This is a genomic window from Brevundimonas naejangsanensis, assembly GCF_003627995.1.
Lineage (GTDB): Bacteria > Pseudomonadota > Alphaproteobacteria > Caulobacterales > Caulobacteraceae > Brevundimonas > Brevundimonas naejangsanensis_B.
The window spans coordinates 2436135-2456820 of record NZ_CP032707.1 but is presented as its reverse complement, the minus strand read 5'-3'; the positions used below and the strand labels follow the sequence as shown (position 1 = coordinate 2456820).

Annotated in this window: 15 protein-coding genes; 5 read left to right on the top strand and 10 right to left on the bottom strand. The window is 68.4% G+C overall.

Annotated elements, in window-relative coordinates:
• Nucleotides 1-34 precede the first annotated feature (34 nt).
• Entirely contained in the window at nt 35-1111 is a 1077-nt protein-coding gene (locus tag D8I30_RS11570) for a PA0069 family radical SAM protein (RefSeq protein ID WP_121482879.1), read from the top strand.
• Here the strand turns inward: D8I30_RS11570 and D8I30_RS11565 are convergent, their stop codons facing one another.
• Nucleotides 1112-2356 (bottom strand): class I SAM-dependent RNA methyltransferase, encoded by a 1245-nt coding sequence (locus D8I30_RS11565; RefSeq protein ID WP_121483515.1) that lies wholly within the window; start codon nt 2354-2356, stop codon nt 1112-1114.
• Between the two features lie 166 nt (nt 2357-2522).
• On the opposite strand from D8I30_RS11565, the gene D8I30_RS11560 reads away from it, so the two are divergent.
• Entirely contained in the window at nt 2523-3146 is a 624-nt protein-coding gene (locus tag D8I30_RS11560; protein ID WP_121482878.1) for a glycine zipper 2TM domain-containing protein, read from the top strand.
• A 73-nt stretch (nt 3147-3219) separates the two neighbouring features.
• On the opposite strand, the gene D8I30_RS11555 is transcribed toward D8I30_RS11560, so the two are convergent.
• From D8I30_RS11555 to D8I30_RS11525, 7 genes are all read right to left on the bottom strand, one after another.
• Nucleotides 3220-3945: a TlyA family RNA methyltransferase gene (locus D8I30_RS11555; RefSeq protein WP_121482877.1), complete on the bottom strand. Its 726-nt coding sequence runs from the start codon at nt 3943-3945 to the stop codon at nt 3220-3222.
• A 13-nt stretch (nt 3946-3958) separates the two neighbouring features.
• Entirely contained in the window at nt 3959-6697 is a 2739-nt protein-coding gene (locus D8I30_RS11550) for a valine--tRNA ligase (protein WP_121483514.1), read from the bottom strand.
• Between the two features lie 136 nt (nt 6698-6833).
• Entirely contained in the window at nt 6834-10307 is a 3474-nt protein-coding gene (locus D8I30_RS11545) for a class I SAM-dependent DNA methyltransferase (RefSeq protein ID WP_121482876.1), read from the bottom strand.
• Between the two features lie 68 nt (nt 10308-10375).
• Nucleotides 10376-11962, bottom strand: a complete 1587-nt coding sequence (locus tag D8I30_RS11540) for a phytoene desaturase family protein (RefSeq protein ID WP_121482875.1) — start codon at nt 11960-11962, stop codon at nt 10376-10378.
• 37 nt (nt 11963-11999) lie between these two features.
• Nucleotides 12000-13211, bottom strand: a complete 1212-nt coding sequence (hutI, locus tag D8I30_RS11535; RefSeq protein WP_121482874.1) for an imidazolonepropionase — start codon at nt 13209-13211, stop codon at nt 12000-12002.
• Nucleotides 13212-13356: 145 nt separating this feature from the next.
• Nucleotides 13357-14247, bottom strand: coding sequence for an agmatinase family protein (locus tag D8I30_RS11530; RefSeq protein WP_240387229.1), 891 nt, complete (start codon nt 14245-14247; stop codon nt 13357-13359).
• Between the two features lie 5 nt (nt 14248-14252).
• Nucleotides 14253-14951, bottom strand: coding sequence for a UTRA domain-containing protein (locus D8I30_RS11525; RefSeq protein ID WP_121482872.1), 699 nt, complete (start codon nt 14949-14951; stop codon nt 14253-14255).
• A gap of 95 nt (nt 14952-15046) precedes the next feature.
• Between D8I30_RS11525 and hutU the strand changes: the two genes are divergently transcribed.
• The 3 genes from hutU to D8I30_RS11510 are packed head-to-tail and all read left to right on the top strand — an operon-like array spanning nt 15047 to nt 18805.
• The gene (gene hutU / locus D8I30_RS11520) at nt 15047-16714 is read left to right on the top strand and encodes a urocanate hydratase (protein ID WP_121482871.1); all 1668 of its coding nucleotides are present in this window, start codon (nt 15047-15049) and stop codon (nt 16712-16714) included.
• A gap of 4 nt (nt 16715-16718) precedes the next feature.
• Nucleotides 16719-18251, top strand: coding sequence for a histidine ammonia-lyase (gene hutH / locus D8I30_RS11515; protein WP_121482870.1), 1533 nt, complete (start codon nt 16719-16721; stop codon nt 18249-18251).
• 53 nt (nt 18252-18304) lie between these two features.
• Complete coding sequence (locus tag D8I30_RS11510; protein ID WP_121482869.1) at nt 18305-18805, top strand: hypothetical protein; 501 nt, start codon at nt 18305-18307, stop codon at nt 18803-18805.
• A gap of 34 nt (nt 18806-18839) precedes the next feature.
• Here the strand turns inward: D8I30_RS11510 and D8I30_RS11505 are convergent, their stop codons facing one another.
• Nucleotides 18840-19601, bottom strand: coding sequence for a peptidase (locus tag D8I30_RS11505; RefSeq protein ID WP_121482868.1), 762 nt, complete (start codon nt 19599-19601; stop codon nt 18840-18842).
• Nucleotides 19602-19653: 52 nt separating this feature from the next.
• On the bottom strand, nt 19654-20670 hold the full coding sequence (fni, locus tag D8I30_RS11500) for a type 2 isopentenyl-diphosphate Delta-isomerase (RefSeq protein WP_121482867.1): 1017 nt from the start codon (nt 20668-20670) through the stop codon (nt 19654-19656).
• Nucleotides 20671-20686: the final 16 nt, after the last annotated feature.

Genomic DNA, 20686 nt, shown 5'->3' with positions numbered 1-20686 from the left:
TGATTTGTTCCGCTCATAGCCGCATCATGCCCCCATGAGTAAGGCGATGAGTGGACGCGGCGCACGTTCGAACGCCTCGGGTCGGTATGAAGCCGACCGGCGCGAGGCCTACGACGACGGCTGGACGGATCAGGACGAGGCGGCCGCCCCGCTTCGCACCACCCTGTCCCCGGAACGCGCCTGCACCATCATCGCCCGTAACACCAGTCCAGACGTCGGCTTCGATCGCTCCATCAACCCCTACAAGGGCTGCGAACATGGCTGCATCTACTGCTACGCCCGTCCGTCCCATGCCTGGATGGGCCTATCCCCGGGCCTGGATTTCGAGAGCCGGATCTTCTTCAAGCCCGACGCCGCGCGTCTGCTGGAACAGGAGCTCTCAAAGCCCCGATACGTCTGTCGGCGCATCCACGTGGGGGGCAACACCGACCCCTATCAGCCGGTAGAGCGCGAGACGAAATCGACCCGTTCGATCCTGGAGGTCATGCAACGATTCAGACAGCCGTTCAGCATCATCACCAAGTCGGTGCTGATCGCCCGCGACACCGACATCCTGGGCGACATGGGGCGGCGGGGCCTGGCCTCGGCCTTCGTCTCCATCACCACCCTGGACCGCAAGCTGGCGCGGGCGATGGAGCCGCGCGCCTCCACCCCCGCCAAGCGGCTGGAGGCGATCAGCCGTCTGGCCGAGGCGGGATGCCCGGTCGGCGTCGGTTTCGCTCCCGTCATCCCCGGGCTGAACGACCATGAGCTTGAGGCCGTGCTGGAGGCGGCGCAGCAGGCCGGCGCGACCTCGGCCATGTATGTGACCCTGCGCCTGCCGCTGGAGATCAAGGACCTGTTCCGCGAGTGGCTGGCCGACGCCCGGCCCGACCGCGCGGCGCGGGTCATGTCCCTGGTCCGCCAGGCGCGCGGGGGCAAGGACTACGACCCCGACTGGGCCCAGAGGATGAAAGGAACCGGCCCCGTCGCCGAACTGATCGCCACCCGTTTCAAGGCGGCGGTCAAACGCTACGGCCTGGATGGCCCTCGCCACGCGCTGGATGAAAGCCAGTTCCGCGTCCCGGCCGACGCTCGGCCGCAACTGGACCTGTTCGATCTTGCGTCCTGATCAGCGGCGGAACACGCCGACCAGTTCGATGTGCGTCGACCAGATGAACTGGTCGATCGGCGTGACCTTCTCCAGCCGGAAACCGGCGTCGACCAACACCCGCGCGTCGCGAGCGAAGGTCTGGGGATTGCACGACACGCCGACGATGACCGAGGCCTTGGTCCCCGGAAGTTGCTGCGTCTGCTCAAGCGCGCCGGCGCGCGGCGGGTCCAGGACGATGGCCTCGCAGCCCTTCAGGTCATGCGGGGACAGCGGCCGGCGGAACAGGTCGCGCGCCTGGGCCTCGATGGGTTTCAGGCCGTGGGCCGTGCTCACGCCAGCCTTCAGCGCGGCGATGGAGGCGGCGGCGGAATCGGCGGCCATGACGCTGGCGACCTCGGCCAGGGGGAAGGTGAAGGTGCCTGCGCCGCAGAACAGGTCGGCGACCTTCTTGGCCCCTCTCACCGCCGCCACCGCGCGCTCGACCATGGCCGCCTCGGCGGCAGGCGACGCCTGCAGGAAGGCGGCGGGCGGCAGGGGCACGGACGCCCGGCCGAAGCGAACGCGCGGCTGGCGCGCCATCACCAGCGTGTCTCCGTCCAGGCTGAGCCGGGCCAGATCGGCCTCGGCCGCGGCGGCGATGGCCAGAGCCAGTTGGTCCCCGTTCAGGCCGCCCGAACGCTTCTCGACGCCCGTCACGTCGACGTCCAGGCCCGCGTCGGTCAAGGTGACGTGCAGCGTCGGCGCCGACTTCGGATGGCCCAGGAAGGGCGCGGCGACCCTCGCCAGCGCCGGCAGCGCCGCAGTCAGGCGCGGGTCCGACAACGGACAGTCGGTCAGTTCGACCACCCGCCACGACTTGCGCGCCTTGAAGCCCAGGATGACTCGTCCGTCCGGTCCCTTGCGCGCGTGCAGCGCCAGACGGCGACGGCTGGCCAAGGGCGTCGCCACCGTCGGCTCGACCTCGGTCTCCAGCCCTTCGCGGGCCAGGGTCTGGATCACCACCTCGCGCTTCCAGGCCAGATAGGGCTCGTCGGCCCAGTGCTGCAGCGGCGCGACCCCGCATTCGGCATAGGTCTCGGAATGGATCGGCCGCCGGTCGGGGCTGGCCTCGAGCAATTCAAAGCGCGCGGCCCGGCTGTCCTTGACCTCGGCCGCCACCACCTCGCCGGGCAGGGCCCCGGGCACGAAGACCGGCCCATTGGCGGTGTCGGCGATCCCGTCGCCCTGATGGCCCATGCGGGCGATGGTCAGCGTCTGCGTCATCGGATGCGTCATGCGGCGGCTTCTAGCCGTTTCGACGTCGAAATCGAAACATGAACGAAGATGAACGCAGCGATCAAAAGCCGTTCAGCTTCGCCGCCCTATCAAGGGCTGCAACAGACGGCGGCCTGACCCGTTCAGGACGACATCCGTCGAAGGGACAAAAACGATGATTGCTCCTCTCTCGAAAAAAGCCTCGGCCGCTGCCGTCGCCATCATTGCCTGCGCTTCGGCCGTCGCCCTTCCCGGCATTGCTTCGGCCCAGAGCTACGGCTATCCGCCGGCCTACGGCTACGGTTCCTACAGCCAGGGAAGCTATTACGATCCCTGCGTCCGCGATCAGCGTGAACGCGCCACGACGGGCGGACTGCTGGGCGCCGCGATCGGCGCCGTCGCCGGCTCGCAACTGGCCGCGCGTGGCCGTCGCACCGAGGGCAGCGCCCTGGGCGGCGTCCTGGGCGCCGCGATCGGCGCAGGCGTGGGCAACAGCTCTGCCGCCTGCAACAGCCCCTATCGTCGCGACACGGGCTATTCGGGAACCTACGTCCCCCCGGCCTATGGCTACGACAACCGGCCCTACGACTACCGCGGCTATGACGACCGTCGCTACGACGATCGCCGCGATGGTTCTGACTACTATCGGGACTATCCCGACTCCTACGCCGCTTCGCGCCGCGACACCGACGAGTGCCGCCTGGCCGAGAGCAACATCCGCCTTCCCGACGGTCGCATGGAGACGCGCTACGTGCGCACCTGCATGGACCAATCGGGCCGCTATCGCGTCGTCGATTAAGTTTCAGCCCCCCTGTCAATCGACGATGTGATGAGGGCCGCTGGACATCCGGCGGCCCTCAAATCGTTTGGGGTCAGGCCTTGCGCGCCCAGAGCAGGAACTCGACATTGCCGTCACCGCCGGTGATCGGGCTGTCGGCGACCTCGCGCACGGGCCAGCCGCTTTGCTCCAGCCAGGCGCGCACCCTGGCCACGGCGGCGGCGTGGGCCTCCGGATCCTTGACCACGCCCTTCTTGCCGACCGCCTTGGGACCGCCCGCCTCGAACTGAGGCTTCACCAGGGTGATCAGGTCCGCGCCCGACGCCGCCAGGGCCAGGGCCGCCGGAAGCACCTTCGACAGGCTGATGAAGCTGGCGTCGCAGACGATCAGAGACGGCGCCTCAGTGATCACGGCGGGCGTCAGGTCGCGGGCGTCCGTTCTCTCCAGATTGGTCACGCGCGGATGGGCGGCGACCCTGGGATGCAGTTGCCCCGTGCCGACGTCCACGGCGAAGACCCGCACCGCGCCGCGATCCAGGCAGACCTCGGTGAAGCCGCCCGTCGAGGCGCCGACATCCAGCACGATGCGCCCCTGGACCGCCACCGGCCACAGGTCCAGCGCCCGTTCCAGCTTCAGCGCGCCGCGTCCCACCCAGCGATGAGCGGCCTCGGCTTCGATCTCGGCGTCCTCGGCGACCTTTTCGGAGGGCTTGGCGACCAGGCGGCCGTCCGCCTTCACCAAGCCTGCTTCGATGGCGGCGCGTGCGCGCGCGCGGGTGTCGAAGACGCCACGCGCGACGAGAAGCAGGTCGATCCTCACGCCCTGGAAGTCCTTACAGAGCTTCCAGCCGCTTGAGGGCGGCCTGGAGCCTGGCTTTGCCTTCCTCGGCCTCGGCCAGTTTTGCGCGCTGCTCCTCGACCACTTCGGCGGCGGCGCGGGCGACGAAGTTGGGGTTGCCCAGCTTCTTGTTCACATGGCCGATGTCGCTGTCGAAGGCGGCGATCTCCTTCTCTAGGCGCGCGCGCTCGGCGGCAAGATCAATGATCCCGGCCAGCGACAGGGCGACCGTCGCCCCGCCCGAGACGAAGGTCACAGCCCCGGCGGGCGCGGCGTCGGCCACGGCCACCTCGGACACGCGGCCCAGCGTCAGGATCAGGTCGCGGTGACGCGCGATGCGCTCGGCCGTGCCGGCGTCCGGGGCGACGAAGGCCAGCGGCGGCTTGGCCGACGGCGGCACGTTCATCTCGGCCCGCAAGGCGCGGATCTCGCCGATCAACTCCACCAGCCAGCCGATCTCGGCTTCGGCGTCCGCGTCAACGAAGGCGTCCGGCAGCACCGGCCAGGTCTCGCCCATCAGCAGGCCGTCGCGGGCCGGGCCTTCCTTGCCCAGTTCGGCCCACAGCTCCTCGGTGATGTAGGGCATGACCGGGTGCAGCAGCTTCAGCGTCTGGTCGATGGTCCAGGCCGTCATGGCGCGGGTCTCGGCCTTGGCCGCCTCGTCCGAGCCGTTGAACACCGGCTTGGCCAGCTCCAGATACCAGTCGCAGAAGACGTTCCAGATGAAGCGGTACAGCGCGCCCGCCGCATCGTCGAAGCGCCCGCCCTCGATGGCGTCCGCCACCTGGCGCTCGGCCTTGGTCAGTTCGCCGCGGATCCAGCGGTTGATCGTCTGCTGCACGCCTGCGGGGTCGAAGCCCTCGACGCGGCGCGCCTCGTTCATCTGGCTGAAGCGAGCCGCGTTCCACAGCTTGGTGCCGAAATTGCGATAGCCTTCAATGCGCTGCTTCGACAGCTTGATGTCGCGCGTGCCCGACAGGATCGCCATGGTGAAGCGCAAGGGATCGGCGCCCAGCTCGTCGATGATGTTCAGCGGGTCGATGACGTTGCCCTTGGACTTCGACATCTTCTGGCCCTTCTCGTCGCGGACCAGACCGTTGATGATGACCCGCTTGAACGGAACCTCGTCCATGAAGTGCAGGCCCATCATCATCATCCGGGCGACCCAGAAGAAGATGATGTCCGCCGCCGTGACCAGGTCGCTGGTCGGATAGAAGCGCTCCAGATCCTCGGTCTTCTCCGGCCAGCCCATGGTCGAGAAGGGCCACAGGGCGGACGAGAACCAAGTGTCCAGAACGTCCTCGTCCTGGGTCAGCATGACCTCGGAATCATAGTCCGACAGCGCCTGTTCGCGGGCGTCCTCTTCCGTTTCGGCGACGTAGATTTCGCCATTCGGGCCATACCAGGCGGGGATGCGATGGCCCCACCACAGCTGACGCGAGATGCACCACGGCTCGATGTTGCGCAGCCACTCGAAATAAATCTTCTCATAGCTCTTGGGCTCGAAGACGGTGGCGCCGTCCTCGACCGCCTTCAGGGCGGGCTGGGCCATGACCTTGGCGTCGACGTACCATTGGTCCGTCATCCACGGCTCGATGACCACGCCCGAGCGGTCGCCGTGCGGGACCATGTGCTTGGTCTTCTCGATCTCGCGCAGCCAGCCTTCTTCCTCGGCGCGGGCGACGATGGCCTTGCGCGCGGCGAAGCGGTCCAGGCCCTCGTATTCTGCGGGCACGTCCGGCGTGTCGGCGGCGGTGATGCGGCCGAAGGCGTCCATCACGTTCAGGGCTTCAAGTCCCGCGCGCTTTCCGACGCCGAAGTCGTTGAAATCATGCGCCGGCGTGATCTTCACCGCGCCCGAGCCCTTGGTCGGATCGGCGTAGTCGTCGGCGACGATCGGCACGCGACGGCCGGTGATCGGCAGGGTCACGAACTTGCCGACCAGGCCCTTGTAGCGTTCGTCCTCCGGATGAACCGCCACGCCGGTGTCGCCCAGCATGGTCTCAGGCCGGGTCGTCGCTACGACGATGAAGCCGCGCGTCTCGAACTCGGTCGCCTTGCCGTCCTCGTCGAAGGCGACCGGGTGCTGATAGGTCACGCCGTCGGCCAGCGGATAGGCGAAGTGCCAATAGGCGCCGTCGACCTCCTTCTGCTCGACCTCCAGGTCCGAGATGGCGGTCTGGAAATGCGGGTCCCAGTTTACCAGCCGCTTGTCGCGATAGATCAGGCCGTCCTTATGCAGTTGCACGAAGACCTTGCGGACGGCGGCGTTTAGCCCCTCGTCCAGGGTGAAGCGTTCACGCGACCAGTCGCACGACGCGCCCAGGCGGCGCAGCTGGCGCACGATGGTCCCCCCGGATTCGGCCTTCCACTCCCACACCTTCTCGATGAAGGCGTCGCGGCCCATGTCGCGCCGACCCGGCGCGCCCTCGGCCGCCAGCTTGCGCTCGACCACCATCTGGGTGGCGATGCCCGCATGGTCGGTGCCCGGCAGCCAAAGGACCGCCTTGCCCTTCATCCGGTGATAGCGGGCCAGGATGTCCTGGAGCGTGTTGTTCAGGGCGTGGCCGATGTGCAGGCTGCCCGTCACGTTCGGCGGCGGAATGACGATCGAATAGGCGTCGGCGGCGCCGTCAGTGGGCTTGGCCGCGCGCGGGGCGAACAGGCCGCTCTCCTCCCACTGGGAGTAGATGCGCGGCTCGGCGGCCTTGGGTTCGAACGTCTTCTCAAGCATGGTCATCTCGTTTCCCCGACGGCCGACGCGGGCGCGTCGTCGGTCGAGGCTGGAATTCTTCGGTAAAGCAAAGGGCGGTCCCGCCGGAACCGCCCTCACTGACTTAATGATCGCCGCAGCCCACGGCTAGGCCAAATCAGACCCGGCGCGGCGAGAACCAGCCGTCGTCCGTGCGCCGGACCGAACCCGCGACCGCCAGGACCGCCAGGGTCTGCTCGATCCGATCCGTCATCCGACGTCCGGGCCGATCACTGAAACGGCGCGCCAGTTCGACCGGCCGCAACGGACCGCCCTCGCGCCTCAGGTGTTCGAGAAGGGCGCCCGCGAGGGCGGCGGGCGTCCCGGGCCACGCTTCGCGCACGATGGGCCTATCGAGCGACACCTCGGTCTGAACGGCGCGGACCGAAACCTTGACCCGTCCCTGTTGATAGGCCGGGCGCAAGAAGCGGATCACTCCCCTCATCTCCTCCTCCCGTCGCGCGCGGTTCAAGGCCATCAGCGCACCGAGCATGGCGTCGTCGCCCATGCCACCGTCCCAGCCGTAGGCGGTCAGCACCATGTCATCGAGGCGCTGATGCAGGTGATGAAGCAAATGGACGTGCCCCCGCTCATACTGGTCCCTTTCTGCGGCGCTGAAGTCTGCACCGACGATCAGGCGCTGACGCAGGTTGTAGAGGCCCGTCATCGTCAGATCGTCATGACGGGCCAGAACATCCTGACGCAAGTCGTCGATTTCCTTCGCCAGAACCCCGGTCTCCTCTCCGATCCATCCGTCCAGTTCAGGAAAGGGAAAGGCATCGAAACAGGCCGTCTTGGTGTAGGTGGGCCGATCCTCCAGCCGCCCGCCCCGGGCCAGCGCCCACAGGCCATGCACCCGTGACGACAGGACGCCCAGCACGCGCGGGTCGTCGGAGGCGATGGCGATCACCGCATTGTCGGGCAGGACGTCGGCCTCGAGGAAACGGAACCAGCGATGCTTGGCCGTCTCGACCGTGGCGATGTAACGGGACAGGCCCTCCAGCGCCGGACGAAACTCGCTGCGCGGCTCGCCGAAAATCCACCAGTTGTCGCGGTAGGATTGGCGGTTGTTCAGATCCCGCTCAGGCTTCACCGTTTCAAGCAGGTGCTGAAAGACGGCGGGATGGCGCAGCCGCGCCTCTCTCTCCGACCATCCGAACAGGTCGATCACGCGCGCATCGCGGGGCCGCGACGCCAAATCACGACCGTTGCGATAGGCGAAGATGGGCCGCCCCGCCTCCTCGTCCGACGCCGCCAGCAACATGGCGGCGCGCTCTTCGGAAACGATGAAGCCTGCGCCATGCAGCTTGACGCCCGCCGAGCAGAGCAAGGCATTGGCTTTCAGCGCCTTCGGCGCGTTGAGGGAAAGGCCCAGGGTCAGGTCAGGACCAATCACGCCCCGTCGTTCGCGAAAGACGATGTCCGGCGTTTCCGCCTCGGCCTCGCGTTCTTCGATCACGGTCAGCAGTCGTCCCTGACCATCGGGCCGCCCCCGCTCCGCCACCGTCATGGCGATCCGCACGTCGGCGCGGCCGACGCCCTTGATCCACGGATGGTCGGGAATGGCGAAGGTCAGGCGCATCGGCGGCTCGCCGTTCAGGTGGTGCTCGAGCACACGGCGGGAGAAGGTCTGGTTGATGGAGTTGGTGGTGATGAAGCCGAACCGACGCAACCGACTCCCCTTGGCGGTCAGAATTTCGGCCGCGCGATCCCACCAGGCCGCGACCAGATCGGCCGAGCGGAAGCGCCCCTGGCGCACCTGCCACAGGGCGTCGACATAGCCGTCGCCCAGTTCGGCCCTCAGGTCCTTTCCGCCGATGAAGGGCGGATTGCCGATGATGAAGTCCGCCGCGGGCCACGCCGTCGGGCGCGGATCGATCAGGCGCACCACCTCGCGTTCCTCATGACGCGGGCCAAGCGGATCGACGCCCGCCGGGCCCCTTCGCATCGTCCGTACGCGGGTCAGGGGACGACCGACGGCGTCGCGTCGGATCTCTTCCCGATCGCTGGTGATCAGCGCATCGACCTGATGGATGCGATGAAAATTGCGCAGGATGGGCTCGGACGGCATGGCGTTGCGCCACGTCCGGAAATGCCACTGGAGATAGCCGATCCACATCACCATTTCGGCGATCCAGACCGCATACTCGTTCTTCTCGAGGCCCCAGAACTGTTCAGGAGTGACCGTGTGGCCGTCTAGGCCCAGCGCTGCCTGGCCTTCGCCCAGATCAGCCAGGGACGTCAGGATTTCACTTTCGAGATCCTTCATCATGTCCATGGCGACATAGAGAAAATTGCCTGTGCCGCAGGCAGGATCCAGCACCTGCGTCTTGCACAGGGTCGTGTGGAACTGGCGGACGATCCCGCGCGCGCCCAGCACTTCGCCGCGCAGATAAGCGCCCAGGGCATCGGCCTCATGCGCCTCCCAATCGGCGCGCAGTGGCTCCATGACCGTCGCTTCCACGAGCCGCCGGACATAGGCTTTGGGCGTATAGTGGGCCCCCAGTTCAACGCGCTCGGCCGGATCGAGCGCCTGCTCCAGAAGGGCCCCGAAGATCGCCGGTTCGACCGAGGCCCAGTCGCGCTGGGCAGCCGCGATCAGTGCCTCGAGTTCCGCTTCGGTGATCGGCAGGGCCGCCGAATGCTGAAACAGCCCGCCATTGAAACGCTTGAGATCCTGGCGAATGGCGGCGCAATGGCCGCCCTGGTCCATGCGTCGAAAGAAGTCGTCCGCCCCCAGGTGAAAACGGTCGGCCGCGCCCCGGTAGCTCTCGAGGAACCGCAGAAAACCCCGCTTCTCGATCAAGTTCACGCTATCAGCGAACATGGCGAAGATGCACTGCATGATGAACAGCGCCGTTCGGCTGGCTCTTGCGGCCTTGGCGACCGGATCGGCGCGGCCGTTCTCGTCCTTGGGAATCCGGCTGCTGATCGACCGCACCAGCCAGGCCAGACGCTCGGCGATGTCGGTCGTCACCTCGGCCACGTGGGCGGCGGGATCCAGGCTCATGGCGTCCGCCCAGACGGAACGCAGACGCTGACGCACGGCGGCGTCGCGCAGGTCGTTCATCCCGATGCGATAGCGGGCGCGGTCGGGAAAGGGGGCGTAACCCTTGCCCTGGCGATTGAAGTCCGCCCAGAGGTCGATCGAACGACCGACATCGACCACCACGATGAACGGCGGCCATTCGTCCAGCGCCTTGGCGTAGTTCTCAGCCTGCCGCTTGGCGTTGAGCATGATGCGCTCAAGAGCGCCGCCACAGGGCTGAACCCGCTTGCGCCCGCGCCCCGCCAACAAAGCCAGGTGCGGCAGGGGATCCAGGTCGCCGCCCGCCCCCCGTTTCCTCGACTGCTTGGCCTCGAGCACAAAGGCGCCGCGCCGATAGCAGTCTATGGCGCCTGACTGACTGCTTCCGTCCTCGTGGACAAAGCGCACCGGCCGCTCGAAGCAGTAATCCAGGTCGCCGACCCTTTCCTCGTCCGGCGCCGGCACGCCGATCAGGGCGCAGAGTTGACTGATGAAGGTTTGATAGTGCGACCGCTCGCTGATCGTCGCCGTCGACCATCGCGAGATGAATTCTTCCACATCCATAGGTTGCTCCCCCGAACAAGCGAAGCAACACTAGATTGAATTTCGTCCTCGTCACAACCCTGACGAGATTAACGCCTTTTGAGATCCCTCAGGACCGCCTGGGCCGCGTTGTGCCCCGGGGCTCCCGTCACGCCGCCGCCGGGGTGAGCGCCCGACCCGCACAGGTAGAGGCCGGGGACCGGCATCCGGTGATCGGCGTGGCCTAGAACGGGCCGCGCGCTGAACAGCTGATCCAGCGTCAGCCGCCCGTGGAAGATGTCACCGCCGATCAGACCGAACCGCCGCTCTAGATCGCGCGGCCCCAGCGACAGCCGCCCCACCACCGAGGCCTTGAAGCCCGGCGCATGGGCGTCGACCGTGTCGATCATCAGATCGGCCACCGTGTCGCGATGCTCGTCCGCCAGATCGGGCGAAACGTGCTGGCAGAACAGGCTGGCGACGTGCTGGCCCTCCGGCGCCAGACGGTCGTCCAGGGTCGAGGGGATCAGCATCTCGACGATGGGCTTGGACGACCAGCCGTTCAGCCGCGCCTCGGCGTGGGCGCGGTCCATGTAGGCCAGCGTCGGCGCGATGATGATGCCCGCCGTAAGGTGGTCGCCCCGCTCGGGCAAGGCGGTGAAGCGCGGCAGCTCGGACAAGGCCACATTCATGCGGAAGGTGCCCGAGCCCGAGGCGTAGCGGCTCATCCCCTCGGTGAAGTCCGCAGGGACCACGCCGGGATCGACCAGCCGGTCGAACAACAGGCGCGGATGCAGGTTGGACACGACGGCGCGGGCGCGGACCACATCGCCCGCCTCGGTCACAGCGCCGACCGCCCTGCCCTTTTCGGTCAGCACCTCAGCGACAGGCGCGTCCAGCCGGACGTCGACGCCCTGCTCGGCGCAGGCGGCGGCCATGGCCTGGGTGATGGCCCCCATGCCGCCGATGGCGTGGCCCCAGGCGCCCTTCTTGCCGTTCACCTCGCCGAAGACGTGGTGCAGCAGCACATAGGCCGAGCCGGGCGTATAGGGGCTGGCGTAGTTGCCGACGACGCTGTCGAAGCCGAACAGCGCCTTGATCGGATCGCTCTCGAACCAGCCGTCCAGCCAGTCGCCCGCCGATTTGGCGAACAGGTCCAGCAGGTCGCGCTGCGCGGTCATGCCCAGCCCCGAAACCCGCCGCCCCAGCGACGCCGCCTTCAGCATCTCCGGCAAGGCCGCCAGCCAGCCGCCCTCGACGACGTTAGGCGGCGTGGTCAGGATCAAGTCGCGCAGGATGGCGGCCACCGTCTCGAGCCGCGCCTCATAGTCGGGCAAGCGTTCAGCGTCGCGGGTCGAGAATCTGGCGACCTCGGCCTGGGTCCGGCCCTCGCCGGCCAGGAAGTAGCGCCCATCTTCCAGAGGCAGGAAGTTGGCGACTCGCCGCTCGACCACCCGCAGGCCGTGGCGCGGCAGCTCCATGTCGGCGATCACCCGCGGGTTCAGCAGGCTGACGGTGTAGCTGGCGGTCGAGTTGCGGAACCCGGGATGGAACTCCTCCGTCACCGCCGCGCCGCCGACGACGCCCCGCCGCTCCAGCACCGTCACCTTCAGCCCGGCCCGCGCCAGGTAGAAGGCGCAGACCAGTCCGTTGTGCCCGCCGCCCAGAATAACGACGTCCGCCCGTGTTTCCGCCATGCTCGCTCCCTCCCCGATCGAGGGAGCCACGCTAGTCCTAGGCCGCGCGTCCCGCCAGATAGCGGCGATGCAGCATCGGCTTGCCCAGCCAGTAAGCCAGTTCGGCGGGGCGGCTGATATCCCAGACGGCGAGATCGGCGGCCTTGCCCGCCTCGACCGTGCCGATCTCGTCCTGCAGGCCCAGCGCGCGGGCCGCGTTCCGCGTGGCGCCCGCCAAGGCCTCTTCCGGCGTCAGGCGGAACTGGACGCAGGCCAGGTTGATCGCCGCCGTCATGGAGGTCAGCGGCGAAGTGCCGGGGTTGCAGTCCGTCGCCACCGCCATGGCCACGCCATGCTGACGCAACAAGGCGACCGGCGGAAGTTGCGTCTCGCGCAGCATCAGGAAGGCGCCGGGCAGCAGGACCGCTGTCACGCCCGCCTCGGCCATGGTTTTCACGCCCGCCTCGGTCGTGTGCTCGATATGGTCGGCCGACAGGGCGTGATAGCGGGCGGCCAGCGCCGCGCCGCCGCCGTTCGACAGCTGGTCGGCGTGCAGCTTGACCGGCAATCCCAGTTCCTCGGCCTTGTCGAACAGGCGGCTGACCTCCTCGACCGAGAAGGCGATGGGTTCGCAATAGGCGTCGACCATGTCGACCAGACCCTCGGCGTGGGCGGCGGGCAGGATGTCATCCACAGCCTTATCCACATAGGCGGCGCGGTCGGCCCTATGCTCGGGCGGCACGGCGTGCAGGCCCAGATAGGAGGTGCGGACCCGCACCCCGGCCTCGCGCCCGATCCGCCGGGCGACACGCAGCATCTTCAGCTCGCCGTCGTGGTCCAGGCCATAGCCGGACTTGATCTCGACCGTGGTGACGCCGGTGGCCTTCAGCCCCTCCAGACGTTTGCAAGCCGAGGCGTAGAGCTGATCCTCCGTCTCCTCGCGCGTCGCCTTGACCGAAGAGACAATGCCGCCCCCGGCGCGCGCGATCTCTTCATAGGTCGCGCCCTCCAGTCGCCGCTCGAACTCGCCCGAGCGGTCCCCGCCGAAGACCAGATGGGTGTGGCAGTCGATCAGACCTGGCGTGACCCAGCGGCCGCCCAAACTTTCGGTTTCCACAGCCTTATGCACAGGCAGATCGGCACGCGGCCCGACCCAGGCGATGCGCCCGTCCTTGATCAGGATGGCGGCGTCCTCGATCGCGCCATAGGGGGCACCGCCCTCGGTCATGGTGGCGACGTGGCAATCGGTGATGAGGCGGTCGTAGATCATGAGCCTTCTCCCCTCGTGGGAGAAGGTGGCTCACGAAGCGAGAGGGATGATTGGCCAATGAAGCACGAGAGGCTGGCAGCCCCCTCATCCGAGCCGCTGCGCGGCCCACCTTCTCCCACGAGGGGAGAAGGGAAAAACATCGTGATCATCGCGCGGCCACTCCAGCCAGGATTTCGCAGAACCAGCGCCCGGCGGTCAGGGAGCCGAGGTCGCCGACTTCCAGCGACGGGTCGTATTCGGTCAGGTCAACGGCGCGCACCTTGGGACAGGCCCCAATGGCGCGGGCGGCGTCGAAAAAGTCGTGCACCGAGACCCCGCCGGGGCGCGCGCCGGGACTGGCGGGCCACTGGCTGCGGTCGATGACATCGATGTCGAAGTCGACGTAGATGACGTCGCACAGCGACGACAGGCGCTCCAGTTCCTCGACCACGACGCTTTCCAGACCGCGCTGACGGCACTCGCGCGCCGTACGGACGCTGATCCCGGCCGCTTCAGCTTTCTGGTGCGCGCGGCGGGTGTTGGCGAAGGGGGCGAGGCCGACCTGGCTGATGCGCCGGCCGTCCATGCCGTCGTCCAGCAGGGCCTGGATCGGGTTGCCGTTGGTCAGGCCCTGATCCGTGTCACGCAGGTCGAAATGGGCGTCCAGCGTCAGCACGCCGACGCGATCCAGACCGAGGGCGTGGACGCCCGGACGGGTGATGGCGTTGTTGCCGCCGACGAGAATGGTCAGGGCGCGATGCGCCTGAGCCGCAACGGCGTCGCGTACAGGCTCAAAGGAATCGAAAGGCGAGACGGCCTTCAGCGCCACGTCGCCGGCGTCGTGGACCTTGATCTCCAGCTCCAGCCCCGTCTCGACGTCATAGGTCGACAGGCGCGGCAGGACGGCGCGCAGAGTCTTGGGGCCCAGGTCGCACCGACCCGGCGTCAGCGACCGCTCATTCAGCGGCGCGCCGATCAAGGCGACGGGGGCGTCGGGATGGTGGCCCACCAGATCCGCCACAGAGCGCCACCCCAGGGCTTCAGACGGTTGGCTCATCGGGGTCATCCTTTGGTCGGGGAAAAGCGCGCGACCAGATCATAGGCCGCGCCGGGGAAAATCTGTGAGGCCCAGGTCACGCCCTGGCCGTCGCGCCAGGTGCGGCGTTCCAGCCGCAGGCAGGGCGCGCCATCGGCCAGACCCAACCCCGCCGCCGTCTCGTGGTCGGCGCCGACGGCCGAGATGCGATGCTCGGCCTCGGTCCAGGGCATGTGGGCCAGCAGCCAGCCGCCCGGCGGCTGGGCGGTGAAATCGGCGGCCTCCGCTTCGGGGGCGGCGCTCAGCGAGATCAGGCGGCGCTCGAAAACGAAGGGCAGGTCGTCGGCCAGATGCAGCGTCTCCAGCTCGATCACCCGCTCGCCCAGTCCCTCGTCGGCGCGCGCGGGGCGGACGATCCGGCCCAGCAGGCGGTGGGAATAGGCCAGCCCCCTGCCCTCGACCTCCGACTGGATGCCGGGGATGGAGACCAGGGCCGACGAATGGACCGGCGGATGGGCCACCACGGTCCCGGCGCGGCGGCGACGCACCACCAGTCCGCGCGCCGACAGGTCCGACATGGCGCGCGACACCGTCATGCGGGCGCAACCGTATTCCGCCGTCAGCTCGGCCTCGGTCGGGATGCGGAAGCCCGGCCGCCACTCGCCCGAGGCGATGCGGCGCTCGATGTCGCCCGCGATGCGGCGATGAAGCGGCTCCTGATCCATGACGCGAAACTGCCCCTTGCGCGCGTTAATGTCTAGACATAACACTGCCCCCCATAGACGGCCCAAACTGCATACGGGGCCGCATGGAGGAATCGATGAGCGCCACGCCCAACACCCGCATCATCCGCAGCCCGCGCGGGTCTGAAAAGACCGCCAAGACCTGGGCGGCCGAAGCCGCCATGCGGATGCTGATGAACAACCTCGACCCCGAGGTGGCCGAGCGTCCTGAGGACCTGGTCGTCTATGGCGGCATCGGCAAGGCGGCCCGCAACTGGCAGGCTTTCGATGTCATCGTGGAGCAGTTGCAGAAGCTGGAAGCCGACGAGACCCTGCTGGTGCAGTCGGGCAAGCCGGTCGGCGTGTTCCGCACCCATGCCGACGCCCCGCGCGTGCTGATCGCCAACTCCAACCTGGTGCCCAAGTGGGCGACCTGGGAGCATTTCAACGAGCTCGATAAGAAGGGGCTGGCCATGTACGGCCAGATGACCGCCGGCTCGTGGATCTACATCGGCACCCAGGGCATCGTTCAGGGCACCTATGAAACCTTCATGGAGGCGGGTCGGCAGCACTATGGCGGCGACTGGTCGGGCAAGTGGATTCTGACGGCGGGCCTGGGCGGCATGGGCGGCGCCCAGCCTCTGGCCGCGACCATGGCCGGCGCCTCGTGCATCACCATCGAGTGCCAGCGCAGCCGCATCGAGTTCCGCCTGCGCACCCGCTACGTCGACGTCATGGCCGAGACCCTGGACGAGGCCCTGGCCCTTCTGGAGCAGTCGTTCAAGAACAAGAAACCCTTGTCGATCGGTCTGTTGGGCAATGCAGCTGATCTTCTGCCTGAAATGGTCAAGCGCGGCGTGCGTCCCGATCTGGTGACCGACCAGACCAGCGCCCACGACCCGGTCAACGGCTACCTGCCCTCGGGCTGGACCGTCGCCGAGTGGGAGGAGAAGCGCGTCAGCGACCCCGCCGCCGTCGAGGCCGCCGCGCGGAAATCCATGGCCGTCCACGTTCAGGCCATGCTCGACTTCCACGCCATGGGCATCCCCACCGTCGACTACGGCAACAACATCCGTCAGGTCGCCTTCGACGAGGGCGTGACCAACGCCTTCGACTTCCCCGGCTTCGTCCCCGCCTATATCCGTCCGCTGTTCTGCCGCGGCATCGGCCCGTTCCGCTGGGCCGCCCTGTCGGGCGATCCCGAGGATATCCGCAAGACGGATGAGGCGATGAAGAAGCTCTTCCCCGACAACGCCGGCCTGGACCGCTGGCTGGACATGGCGGGCGAGCGCATCGCCTTCCAGGGCCTGCCGGCGCGCATCTGCTGGATCGGCCTGGGCGACCGTCACCGCGCAGGCCTGATGTTCAACGAGATGGTGGCCTCGGGCGAACTGAGCGCCCCCATCGTCATCGGCCGCGACCATCTGGACAGCGGCTCGGTCGCCAGCCCGAACCGCGAGACCGAGGCCATGATGGACGGCTCGGACGCCGTGTCCGACTGGCCGCTGCTGAACGCCCTGCTGAACACGGCGTCGGGTGCGTCGTGGGTGTCGCTGCACCACGGCGGCGGGGTCGGCATGGGCTATAGCCAGCACTCGGGCGTCGTCATCGTCGCCGACGGCACCGAGGAAGCCGCCAAGCGTCTGGAGCGGGTCCTGTGGAACGACCCGGCCACCGGCGTCATGCGCCACGCCGACGCCGGATACGAAATCGCCAAGGACGCCGCGCGCGAACACGGCCTGAACCTGCCCTCGCTGGACCTGTAAGCTTATGACCACCACCATTGAAATCGGCGCCGCGCCGCTCACCCTCGCCCAGCTTCGCGCCGCCCTGAGCGGCCCGGTCACGGTCAGCCTGACCGACGCCGCCTGGGCCAATGTCGAGAAGGGCGCCGCGGTCGTCGCCGCCATCCTGGCCGAGGGCCGCACGGTTTACGGCATCAACACCGGCTTCGGCCTACTGGCCAACACGAGCATCGCCTCAGAAGACCTTGAAACCCTTCAGAAGAACCTGGTGCTCAGCCACGCCTGCGGCGTCGGCGCGCCGCTGGACGAGAACGTCACCCGCCTGCTGATGGTGCTGAAGATCGCCAGCCTGTCGAAGGGCGCTTCGGGCGTGCGGCGTCACACGCTGGAGGCCCTGATCGGCATGGTCAACGCCGAAGTCCTGCCGCTGATCCCGGCCAAGGGCTCGGTCGGCGCCTCGGGCGATCTGGCCCCCCTGGCCCACATGAGCTGCGTCCTGATCGGCGTCGGCGAGGCCCGCTGGCAAGGTCAGACGCTGGACGCCGTTTCGGCCCTGGCCAAGACCGGGCTGAAGCCGGTCGTCCTGGGCCCCAAGGAAGGTCTGGCCCTGCTGAACGGCACCCAGTGCTCGACGGCCCTGGCCCTGACCGGCCTGTTCGCGGCCGAAGACGTCTTCGCCGCCGCCATCGCCGCCGGCGGCCTGTCGGTCGACGCCCTGCTGGGCTCGGACGCGCCGTTCGATCCCCGCATCCACGCCCTGCGCGGCCAGCCGGGTCAGATCGACGTGGCCCGTCGCCTGCGCGAACTGCTGACCGGCAGCGCCATCCGCGACAGCCACCGCCACGACTGCGCCAAGGTGCAGGACCCCTACTCGCTGCGCTGCCAGCCGCAGGTCATGGGCGCGACGCTGGACGTGCTGCGCAACGCCGCCGCCATGCTTGAGCGCGAGGCCAACGCCGTGACCGACAATCCGCTGGTCTTCATCGAGGACGGTGACGTCATCTCGGGCGGCAACTTCCACGCAGAACCCGTTGCTTATGCAGCAGATCAGATCGCCATGGTCCTGTGCGAGATCGGCAATATCTCTGAACGCCGCACCTCCATCCTCGTCGATCCCAAGATGACCGACCTGCCCGCCTTCCTGGTCAAGGACAGCGGCGTGAACTCGGGCTTCATGATCGCCCAGGTGACGGCGGCGGCCCTGGTGGCCGAGAACCGCATGGTCGCCCACCCCTGCGTCATCGACACCGTGCCGACCAGCGCCAATCAGGAAGACCACGTGTCCATGGCCACCCACGGCGCCCGCCGCCTGCTGGACATGGCCGCCAACACGGCGACCGTGGTGGGAATCGAGCTTCTGGCAGCGGCGCAAGGAATCGACTTCCGTCGTCCGCTGACTTCGTCGAAGGAGTTGGAGGCCGTTTACGCCATCGTGCGCGAGGCGGCCGAGCCCTATGCCGAAGACCGCTACTTCGCCCCGGACATCGCCCGGGCGACCGAAGGCGTGCGCGCGGGCCGTTACCGCGCCTTCGCGGGTGATCTGCTGCCCTCGGCCTGAACCCTTCGGCGGCTCGATCGCTTTCGTCTCAGCACGAAAGCAGGACGCCGCCGATGGCCAAGAGCGCCGCATTGCTGACCGCCGCATTGCTGACCGCCGCCGCCCTGACCCTGACCGGACTGGGCGCGGCGGGGTGGGCGGCCTGGAACTCTACTTCGGCGGCCCACGGCGAACGCCAGGCGGGCCCGACCATCGCCATCGAGGTGGTCCCCCCGCGCGAGCCGAATCTGCGGCCGGGCCCAATCCTCTCGGTCGGCGAATTACGGAACGGCTATCACCACGATCCCGAAAGGCTGAAGGGACCGGCGGCGTCAGACCTGCCGGTCGAAAGCGCCTGGCTGGAATGGTATCCGCCCCTGCCCGCGCCGACTTCGATCATCGTGGCCGTTCCGCTGGAGCCCCCGCCGGCCCGGCCTCCGGCGCCGACCTTGGACCGGAACGACTACAACTTCGGCTTCGATGCGCCCCGGCCGGACTACGCCGCCGAACGCGAGGCGCGTCAGTCCGCCCTGTCGAAAGCGCCGCCCGCCGCCCCTGACAGCATCTTCTATTGAAAAAGGCCCCGGCGAAGCCGGAGCCTTTTCCTTGTCAGCGCATGGTGGTGACGGTGACGGTGTAGTCGCCTTCCTGAGCGGCGCTCAGGCTGTTGGCGCGGAAGGAATATGCGCCCGGACGCAGGTCCTGGGTGATCATGGCGCTGGTGCCACCGCCGCTGTCATCGTCGGAGGCCAGGCTGTCTCCGTCGCACTGAGGTCCTTCATGCAGCGAGAGGTACGCGTCGAACCCCGCCGCATCCATGCGCACGGCGACGCGGCCGGCGCGGCTGACGGTCAGGGCGTAGCAGTCGTAGAAGGAGCCGTCGCTGGCCTGGCGGTCGCTGAACTCCAGCCGCCCCTGACGGCCCTCCCCGACCGAGATCGGCAGGACCTGGGTGGTCGGACGCAGCTGCTGACCCGCGGACACGCTGAGCTGGAAGGAGCCCGTCTCGCCCTCGCTCAGGGTGTTGGCGCGAATGACCCACAGTCCGCCCGTCGAGGTGAAGCGCAGCTGGGAATCCGTGCCCATGTCGGGGCCGTCGTCATTGCTGACCGTGGTGTCGTCGCAGTCGGCGCCGGGGCCGGCCATCAGATAGGCGTCGAAGTCCGACGACCGCATGGTGACGGTATAGACTTGGTTCTGCTGCGTCTGGACGACGTAGCAGCGGTAGTGCGACCCGTCGTCCATGCGGGCGTCCTTGCCGCTGAAGTTTCCGGTGACGGTCTGCCCCGGCCGGAGGGTGCTCTGGGCGGCGGCACCGCCGGCCACGGCCAGGGCCGCCGTCAGGACCGACGTCATCAGCAAGGCGCGCATGGGAATCTCCTCAAAAGTGCGGCGCGAATCGTAAGGGGCGGAAATGCCCAGTTCATTTGGCAGGAAGCAACGGAACTCGTTTAAGCGCCGCTAAATTCGCGGCGTTCACGCAAAAACACGTCGTGCGCAGTTGGCGGATCGCCAGCTGGAAGCGGTCGATGACCGCCTCGGTCGACACCGTCGCCGCCTGGATCACGCCGGAGGCCATGCCGACCAGGTCGGCGCCCAGGCGAATGGCCTTGGCCGCGTCCACGCCGTCGCGCACGCCGCCCGAACCGATCAGCAGGGCGTCCGGCAGGGCGTTGCGCGCCTCGGCCACGGCGCGGGCGGTGGGAATGCCCCAGTCGGCGAAGGCCAGGGCGTGGGCCTTGTCGGCCGGATCAGTCGCCCGCTCGCCCTCGATCAGCCCCCAGTTGGCGCCCCCGGCCCCAGCGACGTCGACGCCCGCCGCGCCCATGGCGATCAGGCGCTGGGCCGTCACGGCGGAGATGCCCGCCCCCGTCTCCTTGACGATGACCGGCGCGTCGAGGTCGCGGATCAGGGCCTGGAGCGCGGCGCCCACGCCCCACCAGTCGCGGTCGCCCTCGGGCTGGCAGGCCTCCTGCAGAGGATTCAGGTGAACGACCAGGGCGTCGGCGCCGATCATCTCCATCGCGCGCAGCGCCTCGTCCCGGCCGAAGCCGCGCGTCAGCTGGGCGGCGCCGATATTGGCCAGGATCGGCGTGTCCGGCGCCCTGCGCCGCAGGCCGGCGTCCAGGCCGCCGGTCGCCCCGCCCTCGAGGGCGGCGCGCTGCGACCCGACCGCCAGGGCGATGCCCAGGTGCTGGGCCGCCTCGGCCAGGCGGGCGTTGATCGCCTCGGCCCGGGCCGGGCCGCCGGTCATGGCGCTGATCAGAAAGGGCGCCTTGAGCCGCCGCCCCAGGAAGTCGACGCCCAGGTCGATGCTGGCGTGGTCCAGGTCCGGCAGGGCCTCGTGCACGAAACGCCAGTCGTCGAAGCCCGCCGACAGGGCGTGTCGTCCGCCGCCGGCCAGGACGACATCGAGATGCTGGTCCTTGCGGCCGAGGATCAGGGCTGCGGTGCTG